Consider the following 25,383-nt stretch of genomic DNA (forward strand, 5'->3'; position numbering starts at 1 on the left):
GTTGTGTCTGCAGGTGGGGCGGATGAAGTGCGCGCACTGCCGAACCGGCAGGAAGGCGCGTTCGTTGTGCGGGATTTCAAATTCCAAAGCGGTGACGTGCTTCCGGAATTGAAACTGGGCTATACCACCATAGGGACTCCAAAACGGGATTCGTCGGGCGCTATAACCAATGGTGTGTTGCTGTTGCACGGCACCACAGGGACGGGCGCAAACTGGCTCGCGCCTTCCTTTACCGAGACTCTTTTCCGGGAAGGGCAGTCGTTGGATGCTGGTAAATATTATCTCATCCTTGTGGATGGCATAGGATTGGGCCGGTCTGCCAAGCCGAGTGACGGGCTTAAAACAAAGTTCCCTAGTTACGGGTACCGTGACATGGTAGATGCCCAATACAGGCTTGTGACTGAAGGACTCGGGATAAAACATCTCCGTCTCGTGCTGGGCACGTCCATGGGCGGCATGCACGCCTGGCTCTGGGCGGAGCGGTATCCCGATATGACGGACGGTGTAGTTGCCCTCACGAGCCAGCCTGTGGAAATCTCCGGGAGGAACCTTCTCTGGAGGCGAGTCATTATCGAAGCAATTCGTAATGACCCTGACTGGCAAGAAGGGAATTACACGAAACCTCCAACCAGGTTTGCCTTCGCGGTCCCGGTCTTCACTATTATGATAGACAGCGCAGCCCACTTGCAGGAATTGGCGCCGACTCGCGAGAAGGCCCTGGCTTATTATGATCAGATGGTTCAGAGCGCAAAACGCCTCGACGCAAATGATTTTCTGTATCGCTGGGAAGCCTCAGCCGATTATAACCCTGAACCTGATCTCGGCAAAATCAAAGCAAAAGTGCTTGCCATCAACTTCAGCGATGATTTGCTCAATCCCGCCGAACTCAACGTAATGGAACGCGCTATGAAAGAAGTTAAGAAGGGCACGTCAGTGCTGATTGCGCCTAAAGAAAAAAGTTTAGGCCACCAGAACCAGTCACAGGGCGCCGTATGGGGGCCTTATGTGGCTGACTTTTTGAAGACGCTGCCCTGAAGGAGATTACGGGACCAAGAGAACTTCAAGGTTTGTAGTACATGAGCTGTCGCGCGAACGGCGCAAGCGCATCTATCAGTTCAGTCATTTCCTTGTCAGACATAGGCAGAAACTTTCTCGCCATTTCCGCATTGTCTGATAGCTGCATGAGGTTGTCGCATCCGATAACTACAGAGGTAACAGGCTGAGTCAGCGCGAAACGAAAGAAGCGTTCCATTCCCGAGTACCAGGGGATACGCTGAGCAAGGCCCCGGAAATAGGCTTTCATACCGATAATCCCCATATGTTTGGCGACTGCCACGGGAATAACCTCTGTCAGGAAACTCTGATCGTGAGGCTCAGCCGCATTGACCGGCATGAGTACCGTATCAAAATGAAACTTCTGAAGACAGCGTCTCAGAACAGACGGGTCATAATGTCCGGTAATCCCTATGAAACGCACGTCTCCATTTCTCTTGGCCTCGACAAAAGCCTGTAGCGCGCCATCCGGCCCGAAAATCTCCTCCATCTCCTCTTCTGTTCTCACATCGTGAATCTGCCACAGGTCCAGGTAGTCTGTCTTCATCGCGTTGAGCGTTTGCCTCAGATGGGCAAAAGCACCTTCTTTGTCTCGCGCGTGAGACTTGCTTGCGAGAAAGATCTCCTCTCTCCTGTCTTGCAGCGCACCGCCGTAGTAGCTCTCGCTTCCGGAGTACGCGCGGGCGGACTCAAAGTAGGTGATGCCGAGATCAATGGCAGCGTTGATCATCTGGTGCGCCTCTTTCTCCCGTCCGAAGGTGCGAAGGATACCTTCTCCGCCGAGACCCAGTATGCTCACCTGGACCCCGGTGTGACCGAGTTCTCTCTTTGGGAGCGCCATAGGTGCATTATACTACGATTTCTGCTTTTTTGAAGCAGTTCAGATTGAACGTGCGTTGGTGGAATGTACTAGAGAACGCCTCACGACGGAGCGCGTGTACATGCGCCATATCCGAAAAATGACAGTGCGGAAATATAGAGATTGACTTCCATAGAATCGCTGCTTATCATTGAAGTGGGGTTGCCCATATCCTACGTCGGAAAGGAGGTGAAGAGGGATGAAAAAGGAGACATTGTTGAAGGAGGCTGCGTTCTGGGGCGCCATGAAGAAAGCCGCTAAAGACCGTCCTGTAACGCTATGCCACAAGTGAAAGAGCTGAAAGAGTTAGACGTTGCTGGTTCAGCAACGAACGAGCGAGGCAGGTACGGAAGGGGTAGGCGCCAAGACCGTTTATTTTTCGTATCTGCCTTTTTTTTCGATCCCGTAATGCGCCCCGGAACTGGGACGCTGAAAGCGCGACAAGGGTAACTGATGACCACACGCCAACCATTTGATTTCTTCGTCCAGTGGCACCTGACGGAACGGTGTAATCTGAAATGCGCGCACTGTTACCAATCTGGAAATTGTGGAAAGGAGATGACTTTTTCTGGAATAAAGCCCGTCGTAGCCGGCGTGAAGGAAATGGTTGACGCATGGGAGGATGCGTACGATCTCTCGTTTTCCCTGAGCTACAACATTACCGGCGGTGAACCTTTTCTCCGCCCGGATCTTTATGATGTACTGAGTGAGATAGGGAAGAGCCGCGGTGAGATCTATTTACTCACAAACGGAACCTTGATCACGTCGTCGAACGCCTCTGAGCTTGCCGCGCTCAGGGTCCGAGGTGTTCAGGTCAGTATCGAGGGGCCCGAGAAGATTCACGATCAGGTGAGAGGTCAGGGGAGCTTCGGCAAGGCAATGCGCGGTGTGGGTCATCTGCTCGAGGCCGGCCTGACAGTTACTCTGAATGCCACTCTTTCGAGGATAAATGCCATCTACCTCATGGATCTCATAGACCTGGCATCGCACGCGGGCGTGCAAAGGCTTGGTTTCTCCCGTCTGGTGCCCTCGGGGCGGGGAACGGCTCTTGCCAGTGAAATGCTTGGTGCGGATGAAGTCAAGAGACTGTATGAAAGAGCACTGTCGACAAGCCGTCCCGGGCTTGAGGTTATCACAGGGGATCCTGTTGCGTCGCAAGTGCACGACGGTAACGGAGAGGATCTCGGATCAACGCCGACAGGTGGCTGCGCAGCAGGTATCTCGGGACTCACTTTTCTGCCCGACGGCACGATCACCCCGTGCAGACGGATGCCGGTGGCCATCGGGAATATACAAACCGATTCATTGCGGGAAGTCTGGGCAGGGTCAAGTGTTCTCAATCTTCTCCGTGACAGAAAAGCGTACAAGGGAACATGCGGCATCTGCCCCAGGTGGGCTAATTGCAGGGGATGCAGGGCGATAGCCTACGCCTATGCCCGATCACAAGGACGCGAGGACATACTTGCGGACGATCCTCAGTGTTTTGCAAGACACGTGGCAGTCCTGTCCTGAACGAGAAGCTCGTCAGAGGATGAGATCGAGAGGGATCTCCCTCTCCTCGCCTGAGGGTTCATGGCGCAACACGGAAATGATTACCTTATCCCCTTTCTTGTGGGAAAGGAGTTCTATCTTTGCATCATCTGTTGAGCGCACAGGCACGCGGTCGATGGCGAGGATCACATCCCCCGGCTTCATTCCGGCTTTCTCAGAGATACTATCTGCAGGAAAGCTCTGAATGATTACTTTCCCGCTCTCTTCTTTCAAGAAGACCATGAGCTTTGGCGCCGGCTCAAAGGCCACTGCCTTTGGCGACACCACATAATCCGCAGCCCCTTTTTCCACGTCGGATGCAATCAACACTATGGCTGACGGGGACGCCAACCTGCGCGCGACTCTGCGTGGTATCCCTGATCCATTGGCAACATGCCCGCTCCCCGCAAGCACCACCATCTTATAAGCCGGGTGTGCTTCCAGGAACGCCACGATTGACTCAGCCATAGTCTCGTCCCAGAGGACCTGTGCCTGATAAAAAAATTCAAAGCGCTCTTTTTCCCAGCCCTCGTGCTCCTTGAAAACGCTTTTTAGTTTCTCTTCATAAGACCTGTCTGAAAAATCGAGACTCGCGGGGAGTTTACTCTTTTCCTCCGGGGAGAGGCTGTTCAGGCCCGCTCGGTAAATCTTGCGTACCAGTTCCTTCTCCGCATTGAGGGCCACGACAGGAATACCTTGAGCGCGGGCGTAGTTGAGAATCGGTCTGTAGAGTTTGTAATCGAACCCCCACCCCGTGAAATATCGGCTCTGCTTGAGAAACTGCCGTTCATCGATCCTGCCCGCGACGTAGTCGTCCAGCGCGGGCTGCGCCGATTTCGGAAACATCTCCATGCCGATCGCAACAGGGGGGCCCGATCGATGCATGCCTTTGATGATTTCAAGCTCGACGAGATGATCGGCGAAATGATCGTGCGCTTCGCCTACGTAGACGATCTTTTTTTGGGCTGCGTGCCTGATGACCTGCTCCAGTGCCTCACGGGTCGCATGATCCAGTTGCGGAATCACCACAACGTCTCGCCTGATGCCGCTTTCGGTTGCTTCAACACTTCGTGCAATATTTCTCCCCTGCTGAAATGCCAGCCGACTATACCTGCCGTAATGGAAAATCCTGTTGAAGGCCAGCGTCACCTCCTCCTTCGAATCCGCACAAAGCACTGCTATGACGCGTGCAGGGTTGAGTGGATTTTCCTTCACGCTGATGCTGAATCCACCTTCTTGTTTGATCGGGCCGAAGAGACCCAGGGCAACGGGATTGTCGGCACCAAGAAGAAGGAGGGTTGCATCTGTCATTGCTGCGTCCGTCAGAGAGCTGCTACCTGCCAGCAGGGCGCCCCTCTGCAGAAACGCGTCAACGACGTCGGCGTAGATGGCACTTCCTGTCGGAGAAGGCACGATTATGGTCTTGTCGCTGCCCAGCAGGCGCGCTATGACTGGTGGGAATTCACGCCGGCCCAGTTTTCGTGCAAGGTCATACTCCGGGTCCATGGATAAACTATCGGGGAATGTCGCAGAACTCATGACAAAGCCGGTTCTCCTCTTTTCCACAGAAAGCGTTTTCGCACTGCTTCCCTCGCTGGAGATCAACGTGACCGGCACATCGATACTGTACGGCCTTTCCCACTGAACAAGCGTGCCACGTGTTTCCCAGCCGCCTTCTCTGCCGCCCGCCTCTGTATCCTCCGGCGTAAGGTCCGGCAGACCTTTTTCATGCACCCACTCCTCAAAATACTCCCTCAGGTCCTTCCCCGACTCTTTTTCAAACGAGTTTCTCAGATCATCCCACGAAGCTTGACGATGGCAATGAGTAGCGACGAAGTATCTCAAGGAGCTGAGGAAGACGTTGTTCCCGAGTCTTCTCTTCAGCATGTGAAACAGCATGGCGGCCTTGCCGTAACCGATGGCCTTTGACGCGTAATCGGTTCTTCCCCTGAACTCGGCAAGGGGAAATTCATTCCCTTTGTTCACGTAACTCTGATAGTCAATGAGAAGGTCTTTCCGGTAAGAGGCACCAGCGTTTTTCTGTTCTTCAAAAAGATGGTCAGCCAGGTATGTAGTCAATCCTTCCGCCCAGTTCCCCTTGGCATAATCGACGTAGACAAGATTTCCGAACCATTGATGCAGTACCTCGTGCCCGAGGGACGTTGCAGGGATAAAGGGCAGCCTCACCACATCCTGGCCGAGGAGGGTAAAGGTGGGCATGGAGAAACCTGTGGGAAGTATATTCTCGACAACGGAAAATCTCTTGTAGGGATAGGGGCCGAGCATCCCCTCATACAGCTGAAGGTAACGGCGCGTCTGTTCCATGTAGGTAGGTACCAGGTCCGATTCCGCAGCAAAGAAATAGGCAAAAACATCAATGCGTCCATGCCGCTCTTTTGTCACTTTGTAGCGGTCTGATCCCACAAGGGTGATCTGGTCCAAGGGGTAGGGAAATTGAAAGGTGAAGACTGTTTTGCCTGCTTCCCGGCTCTTGCGGATGACATCTGCTTCCGAAACTGCCTCAAAACCCTGCGGGAGCCTTGCGCTCAGGTGATAGCGGCACAAACGGTCTATGCGCGGATACCATGTCCCCGTCAGGGACACCCCTTGTTCGCCGATGACGCTTGTATATTCCAGGTCTCGTGTGGGCGTAGACGGGATACGGGGTTTGAAAACTGCTTCGTACTCTATACGGAGAAGGCCGGGACGCGAAGCAGCGACGGAGAGTCTTTCTTTATGCCCAGGCAGGTTAAGCTGTTTTCCTCCCAGACGCAGATCGCGAACCCGAAGTGATCCGGTCTCCACGAGGAGAGTATCTCCCTGCTTTAGCCTGATTGATGCGACGCCTTTAATTGTCGACGAATGAACATCAATAGAAACCTTCAGGAAATAATCTACCGACTCTTGATTCGCCGCCTTGAGCACTCCGCTTGCGCCGAGAACGAGAGAGATAAGAAAGATAAATGTATGAACCCGCAGCTCAGGCATAGAGTCAAATCCCGCAATAATCTAAACTGTGGCTCGGTATTTGTCCATTTCTGGGGCTCGTGTCGCCTCCACCCACGTCGTGGGTACCCGGCGGCAAAGCCATCACCCGCAAGCGGGTACCCGGTCGCCGTGCTCGCAAGATAGATCCCCCGGGCGGGGTCGAGCCAGCTTTTGGCGCAGTCCGCCTTGACAAGATCGCGGTCGGAGGCTTAAACTCTAGCGTGCACGGACAAAGTCCATGCACCTAGCTCTGTTACATCTCCGGAGGATATTTGGATTACACGTTAAAAATAGGCGGCGAAGCAGGGCAAGGTGTCGACACGATCGGCGCCATCCTGTCAAAGATATTCATAAGGGCGGGATACTTCGTCTTCAGCCACCAGGATTACGAGTCGCGCATTCGTGGCGGGCACAATTTTATCCAGATACGTCTTTCGGATCGAGAAATAGCCGCGTCGCGGGACGTCGTGGACATCCTCGTTGCGCTTGATCGTCAGAGTATCCTTGCCCATGAAAAGGAGATTTCTGCTGACGGGATTGTTGTGTACGATGCAGCTGCTTTGAAGGAGAAATTTGACAGGCCTTCATTTTTCGATGTGCCGTTTGTGGAACTGGCCACGAGCCAGGGTGGAAGCAAAATCATGGCGAACACGGTCGCCACGGGGGCAGTGCTGGGCATGCTGGGCATGGACCTCGGAACCGCCCGGGATGTGATTAAAGACGAGTTGAAGAAGAAAGATGCAGAGGTCATCAAGGCAAACCTCGCTTCTGTTGGGGCCGGCCACGAATTCGCCCTTCGGGAATGTGTCCGCTGCTCATTTACACTTCCTCCTCGGGGCCAAAAGAAATTGCTCATGACCGGAAATGAAGCCGTGGGCCTGGGCGCAGTGCTCTCCGGCTGTAAATTTTACTCTGCATATCCCATGACCCCATCGACAGGTATCTTCAATTTCATAGCCAGTAAAGCACTCGCGTGCGGTATAGTTGTTGAGCAGGCAGAGGACGAGATAGCGGCCATCAACATGGCGCTCGGCGCCTCCTTTGGAGGCGTGAGGAGCATGACCTCCAGTTCAGGGGGAGGTTTTTCGTTGATGGTAGAAGGGCTCTCGCTTGCAGGCATGACCGAGACGCCCGTGGTCATAGGGCTTGGCCAAAGACCGGGACCTGCAACGGGACTTCCTACTCGCACCGAACAAGGAGAGTTGCTTTTTGCGCTCTACGCCGGTCACGGAGAATTTCCCCGCTTGATTTTCGCCCCGGGTACTGCCGACGAGGCTCTCCGCCTGACAAATAAAGCCTTCGACCTCGCCGAGAAATACCAGGTTCCTGCTTTCATCCTGACAGACCAATACCTTGCGGATTCCGCCTGGTCGTATGAAGCCCTCAACCTTGACACGCTGCGGAAAGTGGATTACAGGCTGCGCGGCGAGGCGCTTCAGGATCCCCTATCCTACAAAAGGCATGCGCTCACCGATAGCGGGGTATCGCCCTTTGCAATCCCAGGGGATGGGCCGTATCTCGTCGTGACCGACAGCGATGAGCATGACGAGGAGGGGCACATTATAGAAGATGCGAAGACGAGGCGCGAGATGGTGAATAAGCGGGTGCTCAAGAAATTGCCGGCTATGAGAGCCGAGATTGCGCCTCCGTCGTTTCATGGGCACGATGCGCCGGAAGTTGTACTGGTCGGCTGGGGTTCTACGTATGGAGTGTTGAGGGAGGTTGCGGAACGTTTTGCGGGCCGCAAAGTAGGCATGCTCCATTTCAGCGAGCTCTGTCCTTTTCCGGGCACGGAGAAGTTCGACTTCGTGACGCTCCTCAGAAGAGCGAAGAAGACAATTTGCGTTGAGCATAATGCTATGGGGAAATTTGCTGCCCTGATGCGATCAGAAACAGGATACGCGTTTGATGCTCATGTTCGGAAGTATGATGGACGTCCCTTCACCGTTGAAAGTCTGGCAGGAGAGATTGATGGCCACCTTGCAGGACTATGAGGGCCGGACACCCGCGTGGTGCCCGGGCTGCGGTAATTTCTCTATCAGGAGAGCCTTCCAGGAGGCACTACTTGAGCTTGGCCTTGAACCTCACCAGTTTATGGTGGTCTCCGGGATAGGCCAGTCAGGGAAGTTCCCCCACTACATCAGATGCAATACCTTTAATGGTCTTCATGGGAGAAGCCTGCCCGTTGCTACGGGTGTGAGGCTGGCGAATCATTCCTTGCCGGTTTTTGTCTTTTGCGGTGACGGCGACTGCTATGGGGAAGGGGGAAATCATCTCCTGAATGCAATGAGACGAAACATCAACGTCAAACTTTTTGTCCACGACAACCAGATTTACGGCCTTACCAAGGGGCAAGCGTCACCCACGAGCAGTGAAGGAACAACCTCAGGCACACAGCCCTTCGGCGCCCTGTCGCAGCCGTTCAACCCTATGGTGCTGGCAGTTGCGATGGACAGCAGCTTTGCGGCCCGAGGTTTTGCAGGCGATCTCAATCATTTGAAGGAACTGATGAAAGAATCGATCAATCATCAGGGTTTCTCCATTGTTGATATCTTGCAGCCATGTGTGACCTTCAACAAGATTAATACGTACGACTGGTACAGGAAGAGGTGTTACCCTATTGAAGCGTCGCACGATCCTTATGACCGCCTGGAGGCTTTCAAAAGAGCTCTGGAGTTCGGTGAACGCATCCCCCTGGGCGTGCTCTACAAACATCAGCGGCCGCTGTTTGAGGAGAAGGTGCCGGTGCTAAGGGAGGCCCCGCTGGTAAAACAGAAATCTCTATTCCCCCGCGGGGAGGGAATGCTCGAGGAATTCTATTAGTCGATACGAGAGGAGCAGACTTCATGGATAGAGTGGCGCTACAGAAGTGCAGCTATGGTATGTATGTGGTTTGTGCGGCAAAGGATGGAAAGCTTAACGGGCAGATCGTGAATACCGTGTTTCAGATCACCTCGGAACCGCCCACGGTCTCGGTGAGTATCAACAAACAGAATCTAACCCACGAGTACATACTGGCAGGAAAGGCCTTTTCAGTGTCGATTCTGCCGGAGGAGACACCGATGTCGTTCATCGGCCGATTTGGTTTCAAGTCGGGTCGTGACCTCGACAAGCTGGCGGGCCTGAATTACAAGCTCGGTGTCACCAAGGCGCCCGTCGTATTGGAGAATGCGATAAGCTATCTGGAATGCGAGCTCGTCGGTAGTATGGATGTTGGAACGCATACTATTTTTATCGGCAAGATTGTGGACGCCGCTGTGCTGCAGCAGGGCTCGCCAATGACCTATGAATACTACCATAGGATGAAGGGTGGAAAAGCGCCTAAAACCGCACCTACATATGTGAAAGAGGAAATCACAGCCGCAAAGCCGGCGGAAGAAAAAGGGGGGACTATGGACAAGTATGTGTGCACTATCTGCGGTTATGTGTATGATCCTGCAGAGGGTGACCCTGCATCAGGAGTGAAGCCCGGTACATCATTTGAAAGCCTGCCGGACTCGTGGGTTTGTCCCGTGTGCGGGGCTCCCAAGAGCGCCTTCGAGAAGTCGAATTGAAACATCGCTGAAAGGATCAGCCATGGAAAAGGTTATAACGCAGACCCAGTTCCCTTCTCTTTCTCCCCCCCGTAGAGGAAAGGTCCGTGATGTGTATGACCTCGGAGAGCAGCTGCTGATTGTGGCCACGGACAGGATCTCAGCCTTTGACGTTGTGCTGCCAACGGCAATTCCGGACAAAGGAAGGGTCTTGACTCAGCTCTCACTCTTCTGGTTTCACGAGATGCGGGATGTGATCGAAAACCACCTGGTGGAAACAGACGTGGATAAATACCCTGAGGCTTTGCGGAAGTATCGTGATCAGCTGCAGGGCAGGAGCATGGTGGTGAAGAAAGCAAAGACCGTGCCCGCAGAGTGCGTGGTGAGAGGGTACCTTACCGGCTCAGGCTGGAAGGATTACAAGGAGTCAGGTAGTGTCTGCGGGATAACGCTTACGCCAAACCTCGTGGAATCCGCGAAACTCCCCGAGCCCATCTTTACACCGAGTACAAAGGCTGAAGTGGGTCACGACACCAACATGTCCTTCGACGATCTGGTGCGCTTTGCAGGACAGCCACTTGCTGAACAGCTGCGGGACGTGAGTGTCAGGATCTTCAAGAGAGCGAGTGAGATAGCAGAGAAAAGAGGCATCCTGATAGCAGACACGAAGTTTGAATTCGGCATTATTGACGGAAAGCTCAAAGTGATCGACGAAATGCTTACCCCGGATTCGTCGCGCTTCTGGTCGGCCAAAGAGTACAGGCCTGGGAAACCCCAGGAAAGTTACGATAAGCAGATCGTGCGTGATTACCTGAACACCCTGGACTGGAATAAGACGTCTCCGGGACCGGAGCTACCGCCGGAGATTGTCGAGAAAGCGAGGGCGCGTTATATTGAAATATTGAAGATACTGACCGGAAAAGGTCTTGAATGATACCAGTAGCACACTTGAGGCGAAGTGGTAAGAGGAGGGCGGTATGATTGAGGTAACCAAGAGAGCAGCGGATGCGTTCAAAGAGGTGGTTACAGGACCGGATGCAGGGACCAAGAAGGTGAGAGTCACGTTTGACACAGGAGGCTGATGCGGCCCTAAGCTTGGCTTGATTCTGGATGAATCAAGAGAAAACGATGAAAGTTATGAAGTCGAGGGAATAAAGTTCCTGATGTCGAAGCCAGCTGCAGTCTCAGTGCAAAAAAACGCGTCGGTTGTCTCTATCGACTATGTGGAAGATGCTCAAGGCAAGGGTTTCAGGCTGTTCCTTAAGGACAGTAAGCAGTCAGCAGTGAGCAGTCAGCAGTAGTGAGCGGTGACCTATTCAGTTCCAGCGTCAGTTGTGAATAGGATAGAGAGCGATAATGCCGACGATGGATCGGTAGAACGGCTTTGGATTCAAGATGGATACCGAAGCGCTCCGAGGTCTGGGCTACGGAGGCGTACCTGACGGTACGTGGGAGTAAGAACAGACTGAAGGGCAACGAAGGTAGGCGCTTGAAGGCAAAGCCGTTCTTACATATCTACGCGGATCGGGAGAATCACGGCCGTAATCCCGTCCCACTGAAGGCGGCGTTGGATAGCAAACGCGGTTTGGTTGTGCAGCAGCCTGCTGAGTAACCGCTCATGGCGAAAGACCAGTTTGCCTGTAAATGCGGTCGACTTTGGAAATTCCCGTACAATGGACTCACAGAGCTGCGTGGCGGCTTCCACGACGTCAGTCGCGACGTCCATCCGGTAGTCGGCCGGGAATCCGTGTTTGCGGGTGATCTTAACGTATTTCTCGAGTCCTCGTTTCACAGATTCCTTAAGCGCCTCAACTTCCTGCACACCCTTGAATGATCCTGAGTCAATCTCCGCGACTTGAACAAAGATGTAGTTCCTGTAGAAGTTGGGAAAGCTTCTCACAATTGAGAGAAGCGTGTGAATGCCGAAGCCGTTGAAGCCGCTTACCAGGAGCACCGCCGTCATCTGCTTAGGATCAAGCGGTTGGTCGTTATATACCTCAGTGGTAGGTATGTCTTCAACTATCTCCTCAAGCCTCTTTACGCTGTTTCTGACTTTCACGTAATGGCTACGAATAAGGTAACAGAGGGTTATAAAGACAGAAGTGATGAGAAGGGTGAGCCAACCTCCCTCCTCAAATTTTTCGTACGTGGTGACAATGAGGATAGTGAGGCACAGAAACAATCCGATGAGGTGAACGATGATGTGCTGTTTCCATTTCGACTCCCTGCTTCTGTTTGTAATGTAGAAACGTACCATACCGAATTGCGAAAGCGAGAACGTGAGAAAGACATTGATAGAGTACATGACCACAAGCGACGATACAGAACCGTGCGTGTAGATGAGCAGAACAAGGGCCGCTATGCCCATGAGGAGTACGCCGTTCTGCATGGTGAGTCGTTCAGACAGGGCTGCAAAGCGTCGGGGAAACCATGAGTCGACCGCCATATTGGCCATAACTCTTGGCCCGTCGATGAACCCGGCTTGAGCACCCACGACGAGGAGAGCGCCCTCAGACAGGATGGTGATAAGCGCAAGGAAGTAGCCACCCGGCCAGGCTCCAAACATGGTGTCAGCGAGTATGGCGTTCATGGTCCGTCCTTCGGCAGGCTTAACGTTCCACAAAAGATAGCAGAACAGGAGTCCGCCTGCAGTGCAGGCGAGCGAAGTCGCCATGTAAACCATCGTTTTCTTGCCTGTGTGGACCCTGGGCTCGCGCATGATCTGCATGCCGTTAGATACTGCCTCGATACCGGTGTAGGTACCGCCACCCAGCGAAAACGCGCGAAGGAAAATTGCGAGAACGCCCATTACGCCGATTATGCCCAGATCCTTTGAAATGTCGTTGTGAAACTCCCGGCTTACAGCGCCTATCTGCCCGGTGTGGCTGAACACGCCGTAGAAGATTAGAATGGCGTGAGTCACTATAAAGGTTATAAAAATAGGAGCGAGAAAGGTAACGGATTCCTTTACTCCTCTCAGATTTATCATGACCAGCAGGGCTATGAGGAAGATTACGAACGGCACTTTCAGGTGGTAATAATGGATGGGGAGGAAGCTGAATAATGCGTCACCGCATGAAGCCAGCGAAACAGTGATTGTCAACATATAGTCTACGAGCAGTGCGCAACCGGAGATGACGCCCGCCCTTTCGCTGATGGTGTGTGTTGCGACGATGTACCCGCCGCCTCCGTGCGGGAAGTGTTCGATGATCCTCGCATAGGCGTACGATATGATGAATACCGTGAACGCAGTGGCCAAAGCCAAAATGATCGCAAGATAGGCGTGCTGCCCGAGAGCCCTGAAAGCCTCTTCGGGACCGTAAGAGGACGAGGACAGGCCGTCTGCGCCGAGGCCTATCCACGCGAGAATCGGGATCAGGGATATTTTATGCCAGATGTGTCTGTCTTCAACGTCCTTAGGCGCCCCGATTATCTTGTGCACGAATCGGTGAAGAGGGCTCAGTTGCTGATCATCTGGTGCCATCAGGTCCTCATTTTCTCGCGGTCAGCATGGACTCAGCGGTTCTGTACGCTTCGACGAAACTGGTGGGGTCGGCCCTGCCGGTTCCTGCTATGTCAAAGCCTGTTCCGTGTCCGACCGATGTTCTTATGAAGGGCAGGCCGAGAGTGATATTGACTGTCCTCTCGAAATTCATCGTCTTTACGGGGATAAGCCCCTGGTCGTGATACATGGCAATGTAGGCATCGCAGTCGACCTTGTGAAAGAGAGTGTCGGCAGGCAGGGGTCCTTCAACGTTCATTGAGAACGACCTTGCTCGCGCCACGGCCTCCGCAATCATCTCCTCCTCGTTGCCTATAACCCCCTGCTCGCCCGCATGTGGATTCAGGCCGCACACTTTTATCCGGGGAAGTTCGATCCGGAAATAGTCTCTGAGCGACCACGCAGTGAGAGCTATGCACCTGAATACCCTTTCTGCCGTCATTGCCGCAGGCACGGATCGCAGAGGGACGTGTATCGTCACAAGCGAAACGCGAAAGGTCCCGGCGGCCATCATCATAACATAATCCGTCACACCGCCGTAATGGGCGAGGAGTTCCGTGTGACCTACAAAGGGTATTCCGGCAAGGCTGATGGCTGCCTTGCTGATGGGACAGGTAACTACTGCGGAGACCTCGTTAAGAAAAAGAAGCTTCAGAGCCTCTGTGATGTAACGGTAAGCCGCGTGTCCGTACAAAGGTGAAACAGAGCCAAACCGCACGTCTTCCGCTATCACTCCTACATCGACTAATTCGGCCTCGCCTACCCGAGCCTCACCCAGACGCTTGAAATGAAGATGGCGATCGTTGAAAAATGCGGATTTGAGTTGTTGGATGACCCGAACGTCGCCGACGATAACCGGTATACTTTTTCGGCACACGTCAGGCAGGGCTTTCAGAATCACTTCCGGGCCGATGCCCGCAGGGTCACCGAACGTGACAGCTACTCTTTTCAGATCTTGACCTCAATGTAAGAGGAGGCTCTGATCTTTCCGATATACTCCCTGTATCGTTTCTGGGTCTCCTGCGCTATGATTCTTGCCTTGATGGCATCTTTAACGACGTCAAACGGGACAGCCTCACCCTGCCTTACCTCCAACAGCTTTATGATGTGATAGCCGTAAGGCGTCACAATGGGGTGAGAAGATGTTCCCGGCATGAGGAGCGTAATAGCCTGGAGTAGCTGTGGTATCAGTTCCTCTTTTTTAACGAACCCGATGTCTCCGCCGCGTACACCTGACGGGTCGTCCGAATATTTCCTGGCGACAGCTTCAAATGGTTGTTCTTGCTGCAGCTCATTGAATGCTGCCTGAGCTCTCGTGGATGCGTCCTCTCTTCGTGAAGAGATGAATATCTGCTGCAGATGGAACTCCTCTGACCTGAACTGATCCGGGTTCTTGTCATAATACTCTTTCACGCTTGCATCGCTCACCACCACGGTTGTGCCTACTGCCCTTCCCAGGACGCGACTCCTCAGAAGATTATTGCGGATTCCCTCCACGAAACTCTTGTAATCGATGTTCTCTTTTTCCAGGCGCTCCCTGAACTCTTTTTCCGTGATAAGGTTTTGCTTTCTTATGCTGTCAACGACCGACTCCACCTCTTTGTCGGATACATCCAGTTTCATCTTCTTTGCCTGCTGCTGCACAAGCTTATTCTCGATGAAACCGTCCAGTTTGTCTTTCATGTCCATGTCCCTGAAATACTCGTCGGCGGAGGTGAATACACCTTGCTTTTCGACCTGGACAAACTTCTGGACCTCGCCCATGGTGACGATGTCATCGTTGACAATGGCAACAATCTTGTCGATGACCTCGCCGCGCACAGTAAAGGCGCAGAGAAGCGTAAACGCGCTGAGGATGAGTGAAAGAATGTTTCTTGTTCGTATCATTTCTTTGTTCCCGGCTCTTCCTTTGCGGGCGGTTCGGGCTTTGATGGAACTTCTGGCTTGGGCGCAGGCTCGCTCTTGGAAGCAGCGTCCTCAGGTTTTGCAGCCGGAGCAGCGCCTGGGGCCTCTCCTACCTTGCCGGCCGGGGCAGCCTTGTCTGCATCACTCTTGAGAAGGTCCGCATTGATCGTTATTTTTGCTTTTGATTTGAGGTCGGATACGTATTTTTCGAGCACATCATTCTGTTTTTCCTGAACGATCCTCTGTTTGATAAAATCTTTCACCTCATCGAATGGCGTATATGCGGCCGGCTTTATTCCCTGCAGTTGGATGATGTGGTAGCCAAGCTGGGTCTTGACAGGGGAGCTGATCTGGCCTACCTTCGTGAGTTTTGCGGCTGCCGCCTCATACTCGGGCAGCAATGTGCCTTTAGCGTGGAAACCAATTGCCCCGCCGGTGGCCTTGGCGGACGGATCTATGGAGTATGTCTTGGCGAGATTCGCAAAGTCCTCTCCCTTCTGCAGTTTGGCCTGGATCTCTTTGGCCTCTTTTTCTGTTTTAACCAGAATCTGCCGCGTATCGACCTCCTGGCCCGTCTTAAATTTATCTTTGTTTTTTTCGTAGTAGTCCTTCAGTTCCTGTTCCGAGGGATTGATGTTGGTGGCTATTTTTTTCTTGAGCAAAGACTCGATGAGCAGCTGTTCCTTTATGTCGGAGAGCCTGTCCTGAAAGTCTTTATCCTTCTCGATACTTTCTTTTTTTGCCTCTTCCATCAGGAGTCTTTTTACGATATACCGGTCCAGAAAGCTCTGCTTGCCGCTCTGCGTTAGCACGAGCATCTTCATGTTCGCGGGAATTCTGTCGAGCTCTTTATTGAACTCCTCGAGTGTTATCTTTTCGCCATCAATCGTGGCAAGGACTTTGCCGTCCTCCTTTTTTGAGCACCCGAGCAGCAACAGCGCAAAACAGAAAAAAAGCACGAATTTTCGCATGGAATCACCTCATTTGATTAAATGCCATATACCTGTGGAGTCCCAGTTTTATATCATAAGGTGGTGATATTCATCAATATATTTCTGGCTGAGGCCATGACGGCCCTCGGGCCGCCATCCGCTTGAAATACTATTTTCCCGTCCGGAAGGATCTTTACCATGCCTTTGTCTTCTTTGACCAGCTTAAGCAGTTTTTCCATGCGCAGCGGTGTAGATTCGGTTACCTGCACGGCCATCCTTTTGCCAGAGTAATCGAGTCTTTTCACACGAATCCGCGCAAGAAAAATACGCAACTGTATGATCTCCAGGAGATTCTCGAGAGGTTCGGGAATGATACCGTAGCGGTCTTTCAGCTCCTCCTCCATTTCAGCGAGCTCAATCTCATCCTTGATCCGCGAAAGCCTCTTATAGGTAAGGAGCTTGCCGGTCTCATCGGGTATATACTCTTCCGGAATGAATGCGTTGATGGGAATATTGATCTCCGGCGTGAATTCCTCTACCTCGTGCACGTCCTCTTTCAGCTCCTTTACGGCGTCTTCGATCATCTTCACATAAAGCTCGAAGCCGATGAGATTGATATGTCCCGATTGCTCTCTTCCGAGAAGATTCCCTGTTCCCCGTATCTCCAGATCGTAGTTGGCAACCTTAAGCCCGGACCCAAGTTCGGTCATCTCTTCGATGATCTTGAGTCGAAGCAGGGAATCGCGCGTTAGTACCTCTTCTTTGGGGACGAGCAGATACGCATAGGCTTGTCGTTTGCCCCGGCCGACCCGGCCGCGTAGCTGGTAGAGGTCGGCTAACCCGAATCGGTGGGCATTGTTTATGAATATTGTATTCACGTTGGTGATGTCGAGGCCTGATTCGATAATGTTTGTGGAGAGAAGGATATCGTACTTTCGGTTTATGAAACCCAGCATGATTCTTTCGAGCTCGCTTCCCCGCATCTGCCCGTGCGCAACTGCTATCTTTGCATCGGGAAGAAGTTTCTCAAGGTGCCCGCAGACAACGCCGATATTGTGCACGACGTTGTGGACGAAAAATACCTGCCCACCGCGTGCCAGCTCGTTTGTGACAGCCTTTTTAATCAGCTCGTCATTAAACTTCACGACCGACGTCTTGACTGCCAGTCGGTCAAGAGGAGGCGTATCTATGATGCTGAGGTCTTTAATGCCGGTAATGGCCATATGGAGCGTCCTCGGGATGGGCGTGGCGCTTAACGTGAGTACGTCCACATCCTTTTTGATGAATTTCAGCTTCTCCTTTGCCTTCACGCCGAAGCGGTGCTCCTCGTCGATGATCAGGAGCCCGAGGTCTTTGAAAGTTATATCTTTCTGCAGCAGCCTGTGGGTGCCCACAATTACGTCTACGGCTCCTTTGTTGAGTCTCTCGACGATGCGTGCCTGTTCCTCCTTTGACCTGAACCTGCTCAGCATTTCTATCATCATCGGGTAATCTTTGAACCGCTCCACAAACGTGCTGTAATGCTGCTGTGCCAGGACAGTTGTGGGTACAAGCACCGCGGCCTGGTTTCCGTCCATCACGACCTTGAAAGCCGCCCTGAGCGCCACTTCAGTCTTGCCGAAGCCGACATCACCGCAGACGACGCGATCCATCGGCCTTTCCCGCTGGAGGTCCCGCTGCACTTCCTCAATGGCTCGCAGCTGCCCTTCCGTTTCTTCGAACTCGAATCGTTCCTCCATCTCCCGGAAGACTTCATCCTCCGGCGGATACGCATGTCCCTTCGCCAATTCCCTTTCTGCGTAGAACTGGATGAGTTCCTTTGCTATGTCTTCAACGTACGTCCTGACCTTGCTCTTCGCGGACTTCCACCGCATTGAGCCCAGCTTGTCGATCTTGGGCTGAGCTTTCTCACCCCCGATGTATTTCTGTACAAGCTCAAGTGAATCGATCGGCACGTAGAGCCGGTCGTCATCCTGATACTCGATGAGAAGGAAATCTTTCTCGTAGTCGCCGACCTTAAGTTTTCGAATGCCCCTGTATACGCCGATGCCATGTTCGATGTGGACTACATACTCCCCTACAGCCAGGTCCTTAAATGAATTGAGGAACTCGTCGACCCCTTCCCATTTTTTCTTTATAACTCTTTTCTTTGGTCCGACGATCTCTTCTTCCGTCAGCAGGATGATGCTATTTGTCCGGAATCCACGTCTCAGCGGGCCGATAACGATGCCCCACTCTTTCTCTTTCGTGGCCGGGCTCATGGAGGAGAGTACCGGCAGCGCTATATCGTAGTTTTTGAAAATCTCCTGCAATCGTTCCGCTTGGTGGTTGTGCACTGCGAATATGTAGAGGTGGGAGAAGCCTGCCCAATCGCTCCTCAGCTTCTCAGCCAGGGTCTTGAATATCTCCGTCTTTCTTGCTTCAAATGCAATTCTTAGATCGTCGTTCGAGACGGCCTCCAGTACGGGGCCATCTTCATTCCCTCTGATGCCTGAGGTATCAATATTGAGAAAGAATGAAAATCTTGTTTCCAGATCCTCAAGAGAGGTGATAGGCGATGTATCGGCGTTGCTGTTCAGCAGCGAGGCTAATTCCCTGTGTGCGACGACGCTTCCTTCCTGGAGGTAATCGAGGAGTGTCGCATCTCCTTCTGATGAGCGGGTGGGTATAAGCAGGCATCGCTCGATCTCTTTGAGCGACCTCTGGCTTGCAGGATCAAAGTGCCTGATAGAGTAGACCTGATCGCCCAGAAACTCTATCCTCAGGGGTTTGTCGGAAGAGGGTGAAAAAATGTCGACTATTGCTCCCCGTTTTGCAAAATCGCCCTGTTCACGGACCAGCGATGCAGGCTCGTATCCTGCAGACTCAAGGAATGTTATCAACTCTTCCTGCAGGATCGTGTCGCCGAAGACCACTTCGCGACTACCCCGTGTGAGGTATTCAGCCTGAAAGAGCCTATGAAAGAGGGCTTCTGACGGAAAAAGACCAATGAAGGAATTGTCGGTAAGCAGGTGATGGAGGAAAGCTATGCGTTTTGAATCGTCTTCCTTTTCGAAAATACGCTGAGTGTATGTTGGGAAGTAATGTACATCACGTCCGGTAAAAAACTCCAACTCCTCCTTCAAAAGGAGGGCTTCATCGTCGGCATCGTAAAGTACGATGATCTTACGGTCTACTATTGTTGATAGAAAAAAGGAGAGAAAGGAACCTATTCTTCCGGTTATGTAAATTGTGCCTTTATCTGGAACGTGGTACATACATGACCTTGGGTAAGCAGTTAACTGTGCGCAGTAAGCGGTCAAACCACGACCTACAGCCCTTAGTCTACCAGATTTTTTGAAAGCTTATCTGCAGAAGCTAGTTCGTATATGGCGAGGGTTCTCTTCCATACTGCGCACAGCTCACTGGTTAGTCTCTTTATTATATCAGTTTTTCGGAGGTTCAGCCAGAGTCTGTGGTTATTCCGATGAACAGTATATTGATGCTCACCGCTACTGCTCACCGCTTACCGCTCACTTTAAGTCTATTGTGCTTCGGGGAGGACGCTCACGGTTTTTTCGTACTCGCTCAGAACCGCCTTTGCGAAGCGCAGGCTGGGCTTCTGACGTTTGGTTGCAAGTTCCCTCGCCTTCGTCTGACCGCTATTGTATGCGTAAAGCGCCCAGGAGAGGGTCTCAAAATTCTCAATAAGCTGCGAGAGCTGGTAAACCCCAAACTTGATGTTCTTTTCCGGTTCATGGAGAATGCGGTCACTGCTCCAGTTGACACCAAGCGTTTCCGCGATGTCCCGACCCAGAGACGGTTTGATCTGCAGCAATCCCCTGGCTCCTTTCGAAGATACAGCATTCTCTTTGAAGTTGCTCTCCACTTTCATGACGGCCAATACGAGCCGGTAATCGAGACCGTGCTTCTTCGACTCAGCATACACGTGAGTTGCTATTTCCCGCAGCCTTTCTTCAGACACATCCGGCATGCGCTCTTGCAGGTAGCCCACAATGTTCTCTATGGTGTTGTCATCGTGAGAGTCAGGGGCTTGCACGTGCTTCACCGTATGCGTTGCCGTAACGATAAGCGCGGGTATCATCGCAGCCGAAGTCAGAACGAGTAATACTTTCCTTGATGGTTTCACAGCGTGTTACTATAAGACACCTGGGTCTTAATGTCAACCATGGGAAAGACGGCGAGTTGAAAGGAAGGGTTTCTGTCCGCAGAGGTTGTCTCAACCCTGAGTCAAAAAATGATATCCCTTGTTGATGAAGAAGAAGCCCAAGAAGATAAGAAAGAGGCTGCATACGAAAAGTACGCCTTTTATGATGGGAGTGCTGACGTATCTCCTCCCCATGTGAATGCTATAGGAGACAAAGCTGTACCATGCCAGATCTGAACTGATATGCCCTGCAAAAAAGGCAACCACGCCAGCTATGCCAAGGCCTCTTGCGAACATGACGTAGCCGAGACCGATGGTGAGCCACCAGATAAACCAATATGGATTGGAGAGGCTTATGATGATGCCGGCGAAAACAGGGTGTAGGCCTTTGACAGAACCATTGTCGCCGGCATTGAGGCTATATCCGCGCAAGCTTTTCATGATAGCGATGCCCATGGATATCATGACCACGCCGCCGCAGAATGAGAAGGACATGTACAACGTTGGATTAGCGAGCAGGCCGCCGAGACCGAACACAATCAGAATCAGTAAGATAACCTCAAGCACGCCGTGTCCCAGCACCACTAGCGGGCCCACGTGCCCGCCCCGTTTCGCTGATTCAGTTATGGTGACGGTCAGGAGAGGGCCGGGTGCCATTGCCCCTGTCAGGCCCAGAATAAATCCCACAGCGAAGAGGCTCCACAAGGTCATAGGGTTTAAGTAAACCACAGTTCGTGAGGAAAATGGTAGCGTCAAGAGGCATGAAAGCAGGACATCAAGTGCGTTGCTGACGCGTTGTTTCTCCGCGGCGGATTGCGAAGATGGTTCAGGCTTTTGTGGTATAATGTCGACCGCACGGGCCTCATATATGGAACGACAACAAAGCAGCGATTTTCACCCTCCGATCTCAGCCAAGGTGCCTTGTACCGGTTTGGATTCGATAATAGAACGAGGCGCTCAAGCCGTGGCGAACAGAGGCGTACTCAAAGGTCGTCAGCGTGAAACAGGGCGCAGACAACGAAGCCATCTGATTGAAGACACACTGGTACAGGCGAGGCTGGTAATGCTCGGCACCATCCACCGGGATAAGGATGGCGGTCTGCTCCTTTCGGGATGGCTCGACCGCGTCAAGCCCGAAGTGATTACCCTGGAGTTCTCCCTCTACGGCATGCTGTTCAGAAAAGTCCACGGGCCCGAACTCCGCAAACGGGTAGGTGCACTCATCAGAGAAATGGCAGTCCCTGTGGAGCAGTCGCGTGCAGTAGTTCAGGCACTCTCTGACTACATTGACCTTCCCTACGAATATGCCGAAACCTCACGCTACGCTGACGGTGCCGGAGTGCCGCTCCACCTGCTGGATGTAGATCGCTTCTCTATGATCAATCTCTGGCACGTACAGGAGTTGATTGATGAGCGAAATCTGCGGACGTGGTTGGGCGATCAAACATCGCGTGAAAACGAGATCACAAAAGAGAGAGCACTCGCCCGTCTTTTTTTCGACAAGGGTGTGCGGGCTTTTGCTTATACTGACGAAATGCTCACGCGCGACAGGCATATAGTAGAGAAACTGGCTTCCTTGGCGCACCGCTACAATGGTAAGCGCATTCTCCACGTATGCGGATGGCAACACCTCGTCGACCAGGGCAACCTGTATCATACACTCAATCCGGTAAAGGTTTTTCTTCATGATAGAACTCTTCGTGTTTGACTTGGGAAAAGTAATTCTTCCCTTCGAACACCGGCAGATCGCGTCAAAGCTGTGGCAAAGGTGCAGGAACAAGGGACGTCTGCCAGAGAGCGCCATTTTCGATGACCTTTTTGACATGGAAAACGGCGCAATAAACCGCTACGAGGAAGGACTCTCTTCGTCCGAGGAGTTCTTCCTGGACATTCGCAAGCGCTATGACCTCGCAGTGGAGTTTGAGGAATTCAGTGAGATATGGAACAATATTTTCTGGGACAATCCAGAAGTAGATAAAGTACTTGTGTACCTGAAAAGCAAGGGCTATCCCTTGTTCCTGCTCAGCAATACAAATGAACTCCATTTCTCATACGTGATCGAGCGGTTCCCGATTGTTCACCTTTTTGATGAATGGATACTCTCATTTGAGGTGGGCGCGAAAAAACCCGCCAAGCGCATGTACGATGCAATCTTTGAAAAAACAGACGTGGACAGGGCTCACGTCCTGTATATCGATGACATCGATGCGTATGTTCAGGCAGCCCGTTCTTACGGGATTCCGGGGCTCGTCTACACAAGCCCCGAAGATCTGTGGCACGTTCTGAGGCAGTATGGCATTTAAGGGTATTTTGACGGCTCACGGCTCACGGCTCACGGCTCAGGGCGGCCTCGAGTGATCCCTTATCCCCATATTGATCCGGTTATCGTCCAGATAGGACCCCTTGCCGTCAGATGGTACGGCATGATGTACGTCGCCGGTTTTGGCCTTTCGTATTTGCTCTTGCTGTACCAGGTCGGACGCAGAAGCGTGGCAGTTACACGCGCCCAGATAGATGACCTATATTTCTACCTGATTCTCGGGCTTCTCGTTGGCGCCCGGCTGGGATACGTGATCTTTTACAATTTGCCATTTTTTCTGGAGCATCCTGTTGAGATCTTCGTGCTGTGGCATGGAGGCATGTCCTTTCATGGCGGCCTCATAGGAGCATTCCTCGCGGGCTACGCTGGGATCAGAAGAAAAAAAATAGATTTCTGGAAAGCGGCCGATCTGATCATTCCGACCGCCCCGGTAGGCATAGGACTGGGACGACTGGGGAACTTCATCAACGGAGAGTTGTACGGTAAACCGTCGGACGTGCCCTGGGCGATGATCTTTCCGGAAGGGGGTCCGGTGGCCAGGCACCCTTCACAGCTCTATGAGGCTTTTCTGGAAGGGCTCCTTCTTTTTTTGATTCTCTGGTTTTATAAGGACAAGAAGAAACGGGACGGGGATGTGTTCGCGCTCTTCCTCATATGCTATGGATTTTTCCGGACGTTCTGCGAGTTCTTCAGGGAACCTGATGTGCAGGTGGGTTACATCTTCGGCATCATCACCATGGGACAGATACTGAGCCTGTCCATGGTGTGTATTGGTCTCTTCCTGAAATATGGGTACTTGAGAAGGAGGGGTCGATCGTAATGGGATCGGAGTTGGAACGTCAGACCAAGGCAACGGGTTCTGAAGTCAGGAGTCTGGTGTCTGATGTCCGGAATGAAGCCTTCCGGGGTGAACCGCGATGAACAGGGGGTTGGTGAGCAGGTCAAAAAAGATAGGCATGCCGCCGGGAACGCTTGTGCATATAGGACAGCAGAAGCTGGATGTCCAGAAGATAAGCGTTCTGGATTATGATGAGAGCGGCGTACACGAATATGAAATAGAGGATGTTCGCGGGCAGTGTGCGGGTTTGAAAGAAAAGCCTGCAGTTACGTGGATAAGGGTGAGAGGCCTCCATGAAACGGAAAAAGTGAAAGCTCTGGGCGAGTGTTTCGGGCTTCATCCCCTTGTGGTGGAAGATATTCTCAACACTGATCAGCGCTCAAAGATGGAAGATTACGGTGATTACCTCTACATTGTCTTCAAGATGCTTTATTGCGGGGTGGACAGGAGGGAGGTTACCCAGGAGCAGATCAGCCTTGTTCTTGGGCAGACATTTGTTATTTCCTTCCAGGAAGCTGAGAATCAGGTGTTCGAGCCTGTGAGAGAACGTGTGCTTTCTGGGAAAGGGCTGCTGCGCAAGCTCGGGCCGGACTATCTGGTGTACGGTTTGCTGGACATTGTCGTTGATAATTATTTCTCGGTACTGGAAAAGCTGGGAGAGAACATAGAGGTTCTGGCGGATCGGGTCCTCGACAAACCTGAGCCCTCAACCCTGCGCGAGATTCAGACTTCGAAACGAGAGATGCTCTTCGTGCACCGCTGGATATGGCCCCTGAGGGAGACAGTGAGCATGCTGGGAAAACGCGATTCAGCGCTGGTGAAGGAATCGACGATCGTTTACCTGCGGGACGTCTATGACCATACACTCCAGATCATGGACACTGTTGACCTGTACCGTGAAATGCTCTCCGAGACTCTTGATTTGTACATGTCGACCGTGAGCAACAAGTTGAATCAGGTCATGACCGTGCTCACGATCATAGCAACAATATTCATCCCTCTCACATTTCTGGCCGGCGTCTACGGCATGAACTTCAAGAACATGCCAGAACTCGAGTGGCGATGGGGCTATCCTCTGTTCTGGCTCGTCATGGTTGTGGTGACGCTGATTATGCTGGGGGCCTTCAAGCGAAAGAAATGGTTCTGAAATCAATTCGCCTTTGAGTCGCCTACCTTCGCTGCCCTTCAGCCTGTTCTTGCTCCCGCCACCCGCGTGGATGTTGATTGCCCCCGCTTGACGGAGGGTTGCTCGCGGGTACCCGGCCAAACCAAGGCCTCGGCTCGCCCGGGGTACCCAGCTGAAGGCTGGGTCGTCCATCTCAAATGCGAATTGATTCGAGATCGCTTCTCCGGCTGGTTTTCTTTGTGCGCCATGAGACTTTCTGTTACAATTTTGCTTCGAGAGTCATAATATAGATAAAGGGGTGGCTAATGATTCAGAAGACGATCGAGAATATTGAAACGAAGATACGAGAAAGCGACTCTGTCAGCAATGAGAGCAGAAGCGAATTATTGGGCCTTCTGGCAACCCTCAAGGCTGAGATCGGGGAGCTCTCAAAGACGCATCCGGAGCAGGCGGAGAGTATCACCTCTTTTGCGCAGGCATCTGCACATGAGGCTACAAGAAAAGAGAAGAATCCTGATCTTCTCAAGCTCTCTCTGGATGGCCTGTCAGGGTCGGTCAAGGAACTGGAAACATCTCACCCAAATCTTACGCGTCTTGTAAACAGAGTGTCGCAGGCTCTGGCCAATATGGGGATCTGACCGCGGTACGGG

The 25,383-nt window shown here is 52.4% G+C and carries 20 protein-coding genes; 11 read left to right on the forward strand and 9 right to left on the reverse strand.

The genetic code is table 11. The features are described 5' to 3' along the window. A partial coding sequence (locus tag VMT71_07480) for an alpha/beta fold hydrolase (GenBank protein HVN23796.1) occupies window positions 1-1,035 on the forward strand: 1,035 nt, incomplete at its 5' end. A gap of 25 nt (window positions 1,036-1,060) precedes the next feature. On the opposite strand, the gene VMT71_07485 is transcribed toward VMT71_07480, so the two are convergent. Then, window positions 1,061-1,894, reverse strand: a complete 834-nt coding sequence (locus VMT71_07485) for an aldo/keto reductase (GenBank protein ID HVN23797.1) — start codon at window positions 1,892-1,894, stop codon at window positions 1,061-1,063. Between the two features lie 471 nt (window positions 1,895-2,365). Here VMT71_07485 and VMT71_07490 point away from each other — a divergent pair, with 471 nt between their 5' ends. Continuing rightward, window positions 2,366-3,424: a radical SAM protein gene (locus VMT71_07490; protein ID HVN23798.1), complete on the forward strand. Its 1,059-nt coding sequence runs from the start codon at window positions 2,366-2,368 to the stop codon at window positions 3,422-3,424. A gap of 12 nt (window positions 3,425-3,436) precedes the next feature. On the opposite strand, the gene VMT71_07495 is transcribed toward VMT71_07490, so the two are convergent. Continuing rightward, complete coding sequence (locus VMT71_07495) at window positions 3,437-6,430, reverse strand: ChaN family lipoprotein (protein ID HVN23799.1); 2,994 nt, start codon at window positions 6,428-6,430, stop codon at window positions 3,437-3,439. A 272-nt stretch (window positions 6,431-6,702) separates the two neighbouring features. Here VMT71_07495 and VMT71_07500 point away from each other — a divergent pair, with 272 nt between their 5' ends. From VMT71_07500 to VMT71_07515, 4 genes are read left to right on the forward strand one after another with little or no spacing between them, the layout of a single operon-like run. After that, on the forward strand, window positions 6,703-8,424 hold the full coding sequence (locus VMT71_07500) for a 2-oxoacid:acceptor oxidoreductase subunit alpha (GenBank protein ID HVN23800.1): 1,722 nt from the start codon (window positions 6,703-6,705) through the stop codon (window positions 8,422-8,424). Beyond that, a complete protein-coding gene (locus tag VMT71_07505; GenBank protein HVN23801.1) occupies window positions 8,402-9,253 on the forward strand; it encodes a 2-oxoacid:ferredoxin oxidoreductase subunit beta in 852 nt (283 codons plus the stop codon). The genes VMT71_07500 and VMT71_07505 overlap by 23 nt, the downstream gene beginning before the upstream one ends. Window positions 9,254-9,276: 23 nt before the next feature. Then, a complete protein-coding gene (locus tag VMT71_07510; protein HVN23802.1) occupies window positions 9,277-9,984 on the forward strand; it encodes a flavin reductase in 708 nt (235 codons plus the stop codon). Window positions 9,985-10,006: 22 nt separating this feature from the next. After that, entirely contained in the window at window positions 10,007-10,897 is an 891-nt protein-coding gene (locus tag VMT71_07515) for a phosphoribosylaminoimidazolesuccinocarboxamide synthase (GenBank protein ID HVN23803.1), read from the forward strand. A 573-nt stretch (window positions 10,898-11,470) separates the two neighbouring features. On the opposite strand, the gene VMT71_07520 is transcribed toward VMT71_07515, so the two are convergent. The 7 genes from VMT71_07520 to VMT71_07550 all read right to left on the reverse strand — a co-directional run bounded on the left by VMT71_07520 (window position 11,471) and on the right by VMT71_07550 (window position 21,160). Next, entirely contained in the window at window positions 11,471-13,447 is a 1,977-nt protein-coding gene (locus VMT71_07520; protein ID HVN23804.1) for an APC family permease, read from the reverse strand. A 7-nt stretch (window positions 13,448-13,454) separates the two neighbouring features. Further along, window positions 13,455-14,417: a 4-hydroxythreonine-4-phosphate dehydrogenase PdxA gene (gene pdxA / locus VMT71_07525; protein HVN23805.1), complete on the reverse strand. Its 963-nt coding sequence runs from the start codon at window positions 14,415-14,417 to the stop codon at window positions 13,455-13,457. Beyond that, complete coding sequence (locus tag VMT71_07530; GenBank protein HVN23806.1) at window positions 14,414-15,352, reverse strand: peptidyl-prolyl cis-trans isomerase; 939 nt, start codon at window positions 15,350-15,352, stop codon at window positions 14,414-14,416. Before VMT71_07530 ends, pdxA begins: the two co-directional genes overlap by 4 nt. After that, window positions 15,349-16,341: a peptidyl-prolyl cis-trans isomerase gene (locus tag VMT71_07535; GenBank protein HVN23807.1), complete on the reverse strand. Its 993-nt coding sequence runs from the start codon at window positions 16,339-16,341 to the stop codon at window positions 15,349-15,351. The genes VMT71_07530 and VMT71_07535 overlap by 4 nt, the downstream gene beginning before the upstream one ends. 53 nt (window positions 16,342-16,394) lie before the next feature. Then, window positions 16,395-19,559 carry a transcription-repair coupling factor gene (gene mfd / locus VMT71_07540; protein ID HVN23808.1) on the reverse strand — a complete coding sequence of 1,055 codons (3,165 nt, stop codon included), beginning with the start codon at window positions 19,557-19,559 and terminating at the stop codon, window positions 16,395-16,397. A gap of 266 nt (window positions 19,560-19,825) precedes the next feature. Further along, entirely contained in the window at window positions 19,826-20,431 is a 606-nt protein-coding gene (locus VMT71_07545; GenBank protein HVN23809.1) for a lytic transglycosylase domain-containing protein, read from the reverse strand. A 90-nt stretch (window positions 20,432-20,521) separates the two neighbouring features. Beyond that, window positions 20,522-21,160 (reverse strand): LysE family transporter, encoded by a 639-nt coding sequence (locus tag VMT71_07550; GenBank protein HVN23810.1) that lies wholly within the window; start codon window positions 21,158-21,160, stop codon window positions 20,522-20,524. Between the two features lie 253 nt (window positions 21,161-21,413). On the opposite strand from VMT71_07550, the gene VMT71_07555 reads away from it, so the two are divergent. The 5 genes from VMT71_07555 (at window position 21,414) to VMT71_07575 (ending at window position 25,371) form a co-directional block, all read left to right on the forward strand. Continuing rightward, entirely contained in the window at window positions 21,414-22,157 is a 744-nt protein-coding gene (locus tag VMT71_07555; protein ID HVN23811.1) for a hypothetical protein, read from the forward strand. Then, window positions 22,135-22,752: an HAD family phosphatase gene (locus VMT71_07560; GenBank protein HVN23812.1), complete on the forward strand. Its 618-nt coding sequence runs from the start codon at window positions 22,135-22,137 to the stop codon at window positions 22,750-22,752. Before VMT71_07555 ends, VMT71_07560 begins: the two co-directional genes overlap by 23 nt. A 51-nt stretch (window positions 22,753-22,803) precedes the next feature. Then, entirely contained in the window at window positions 22,804-23,589 is a 786-nt protein-coding gene (gene lgt, locus VMT71_07565) for a prolipoprotein diacylglyceryl transferase (protein ID HVN23813.1), read from the forward strand. A gap of 97 nt (window positions 23,590-23,686) precedes the next feature. Continuing rightward, window positions 23,687-24,754: a magnesium/cobalt transporter CorA gene (gene corA, locus VMT71_07570; protein HVN23814.1), complete on the forward strand. Its 1,068-nt coding sequence runs from the start codon at window positions 23,687-23,689 to the stop codon at window positions 24,752-24,754. A gap of 284 nt (window positions 24,755-25,038) precedes the next feature. Continuing rightward, the gene (locus tag VMT71_07575) at window positions 25,039-25,371 is read left to right on the forward strand and encodes a DUF4404 family protein (GenBank protein HVN23815.1); all 333 of its coding nucleotides are present in this window, start codon (window positions 25,039-25,041) and stop codon (window positions 25,369-25,371) included. The last annotated feature ends 12 nt before the right edge of the window (window positions 25,372-25,383 follow it).

It is taken from the genome of Syntrophorhabdales bacterium, assembly GCA_035541455.1.
In the GTDB taxonomy this organism is placed as follows: Bacteria; Desulfobacterota; Syntrophorhabdia; order Syntrophorhabdales; family WCHB1-27; genus JADGQN01.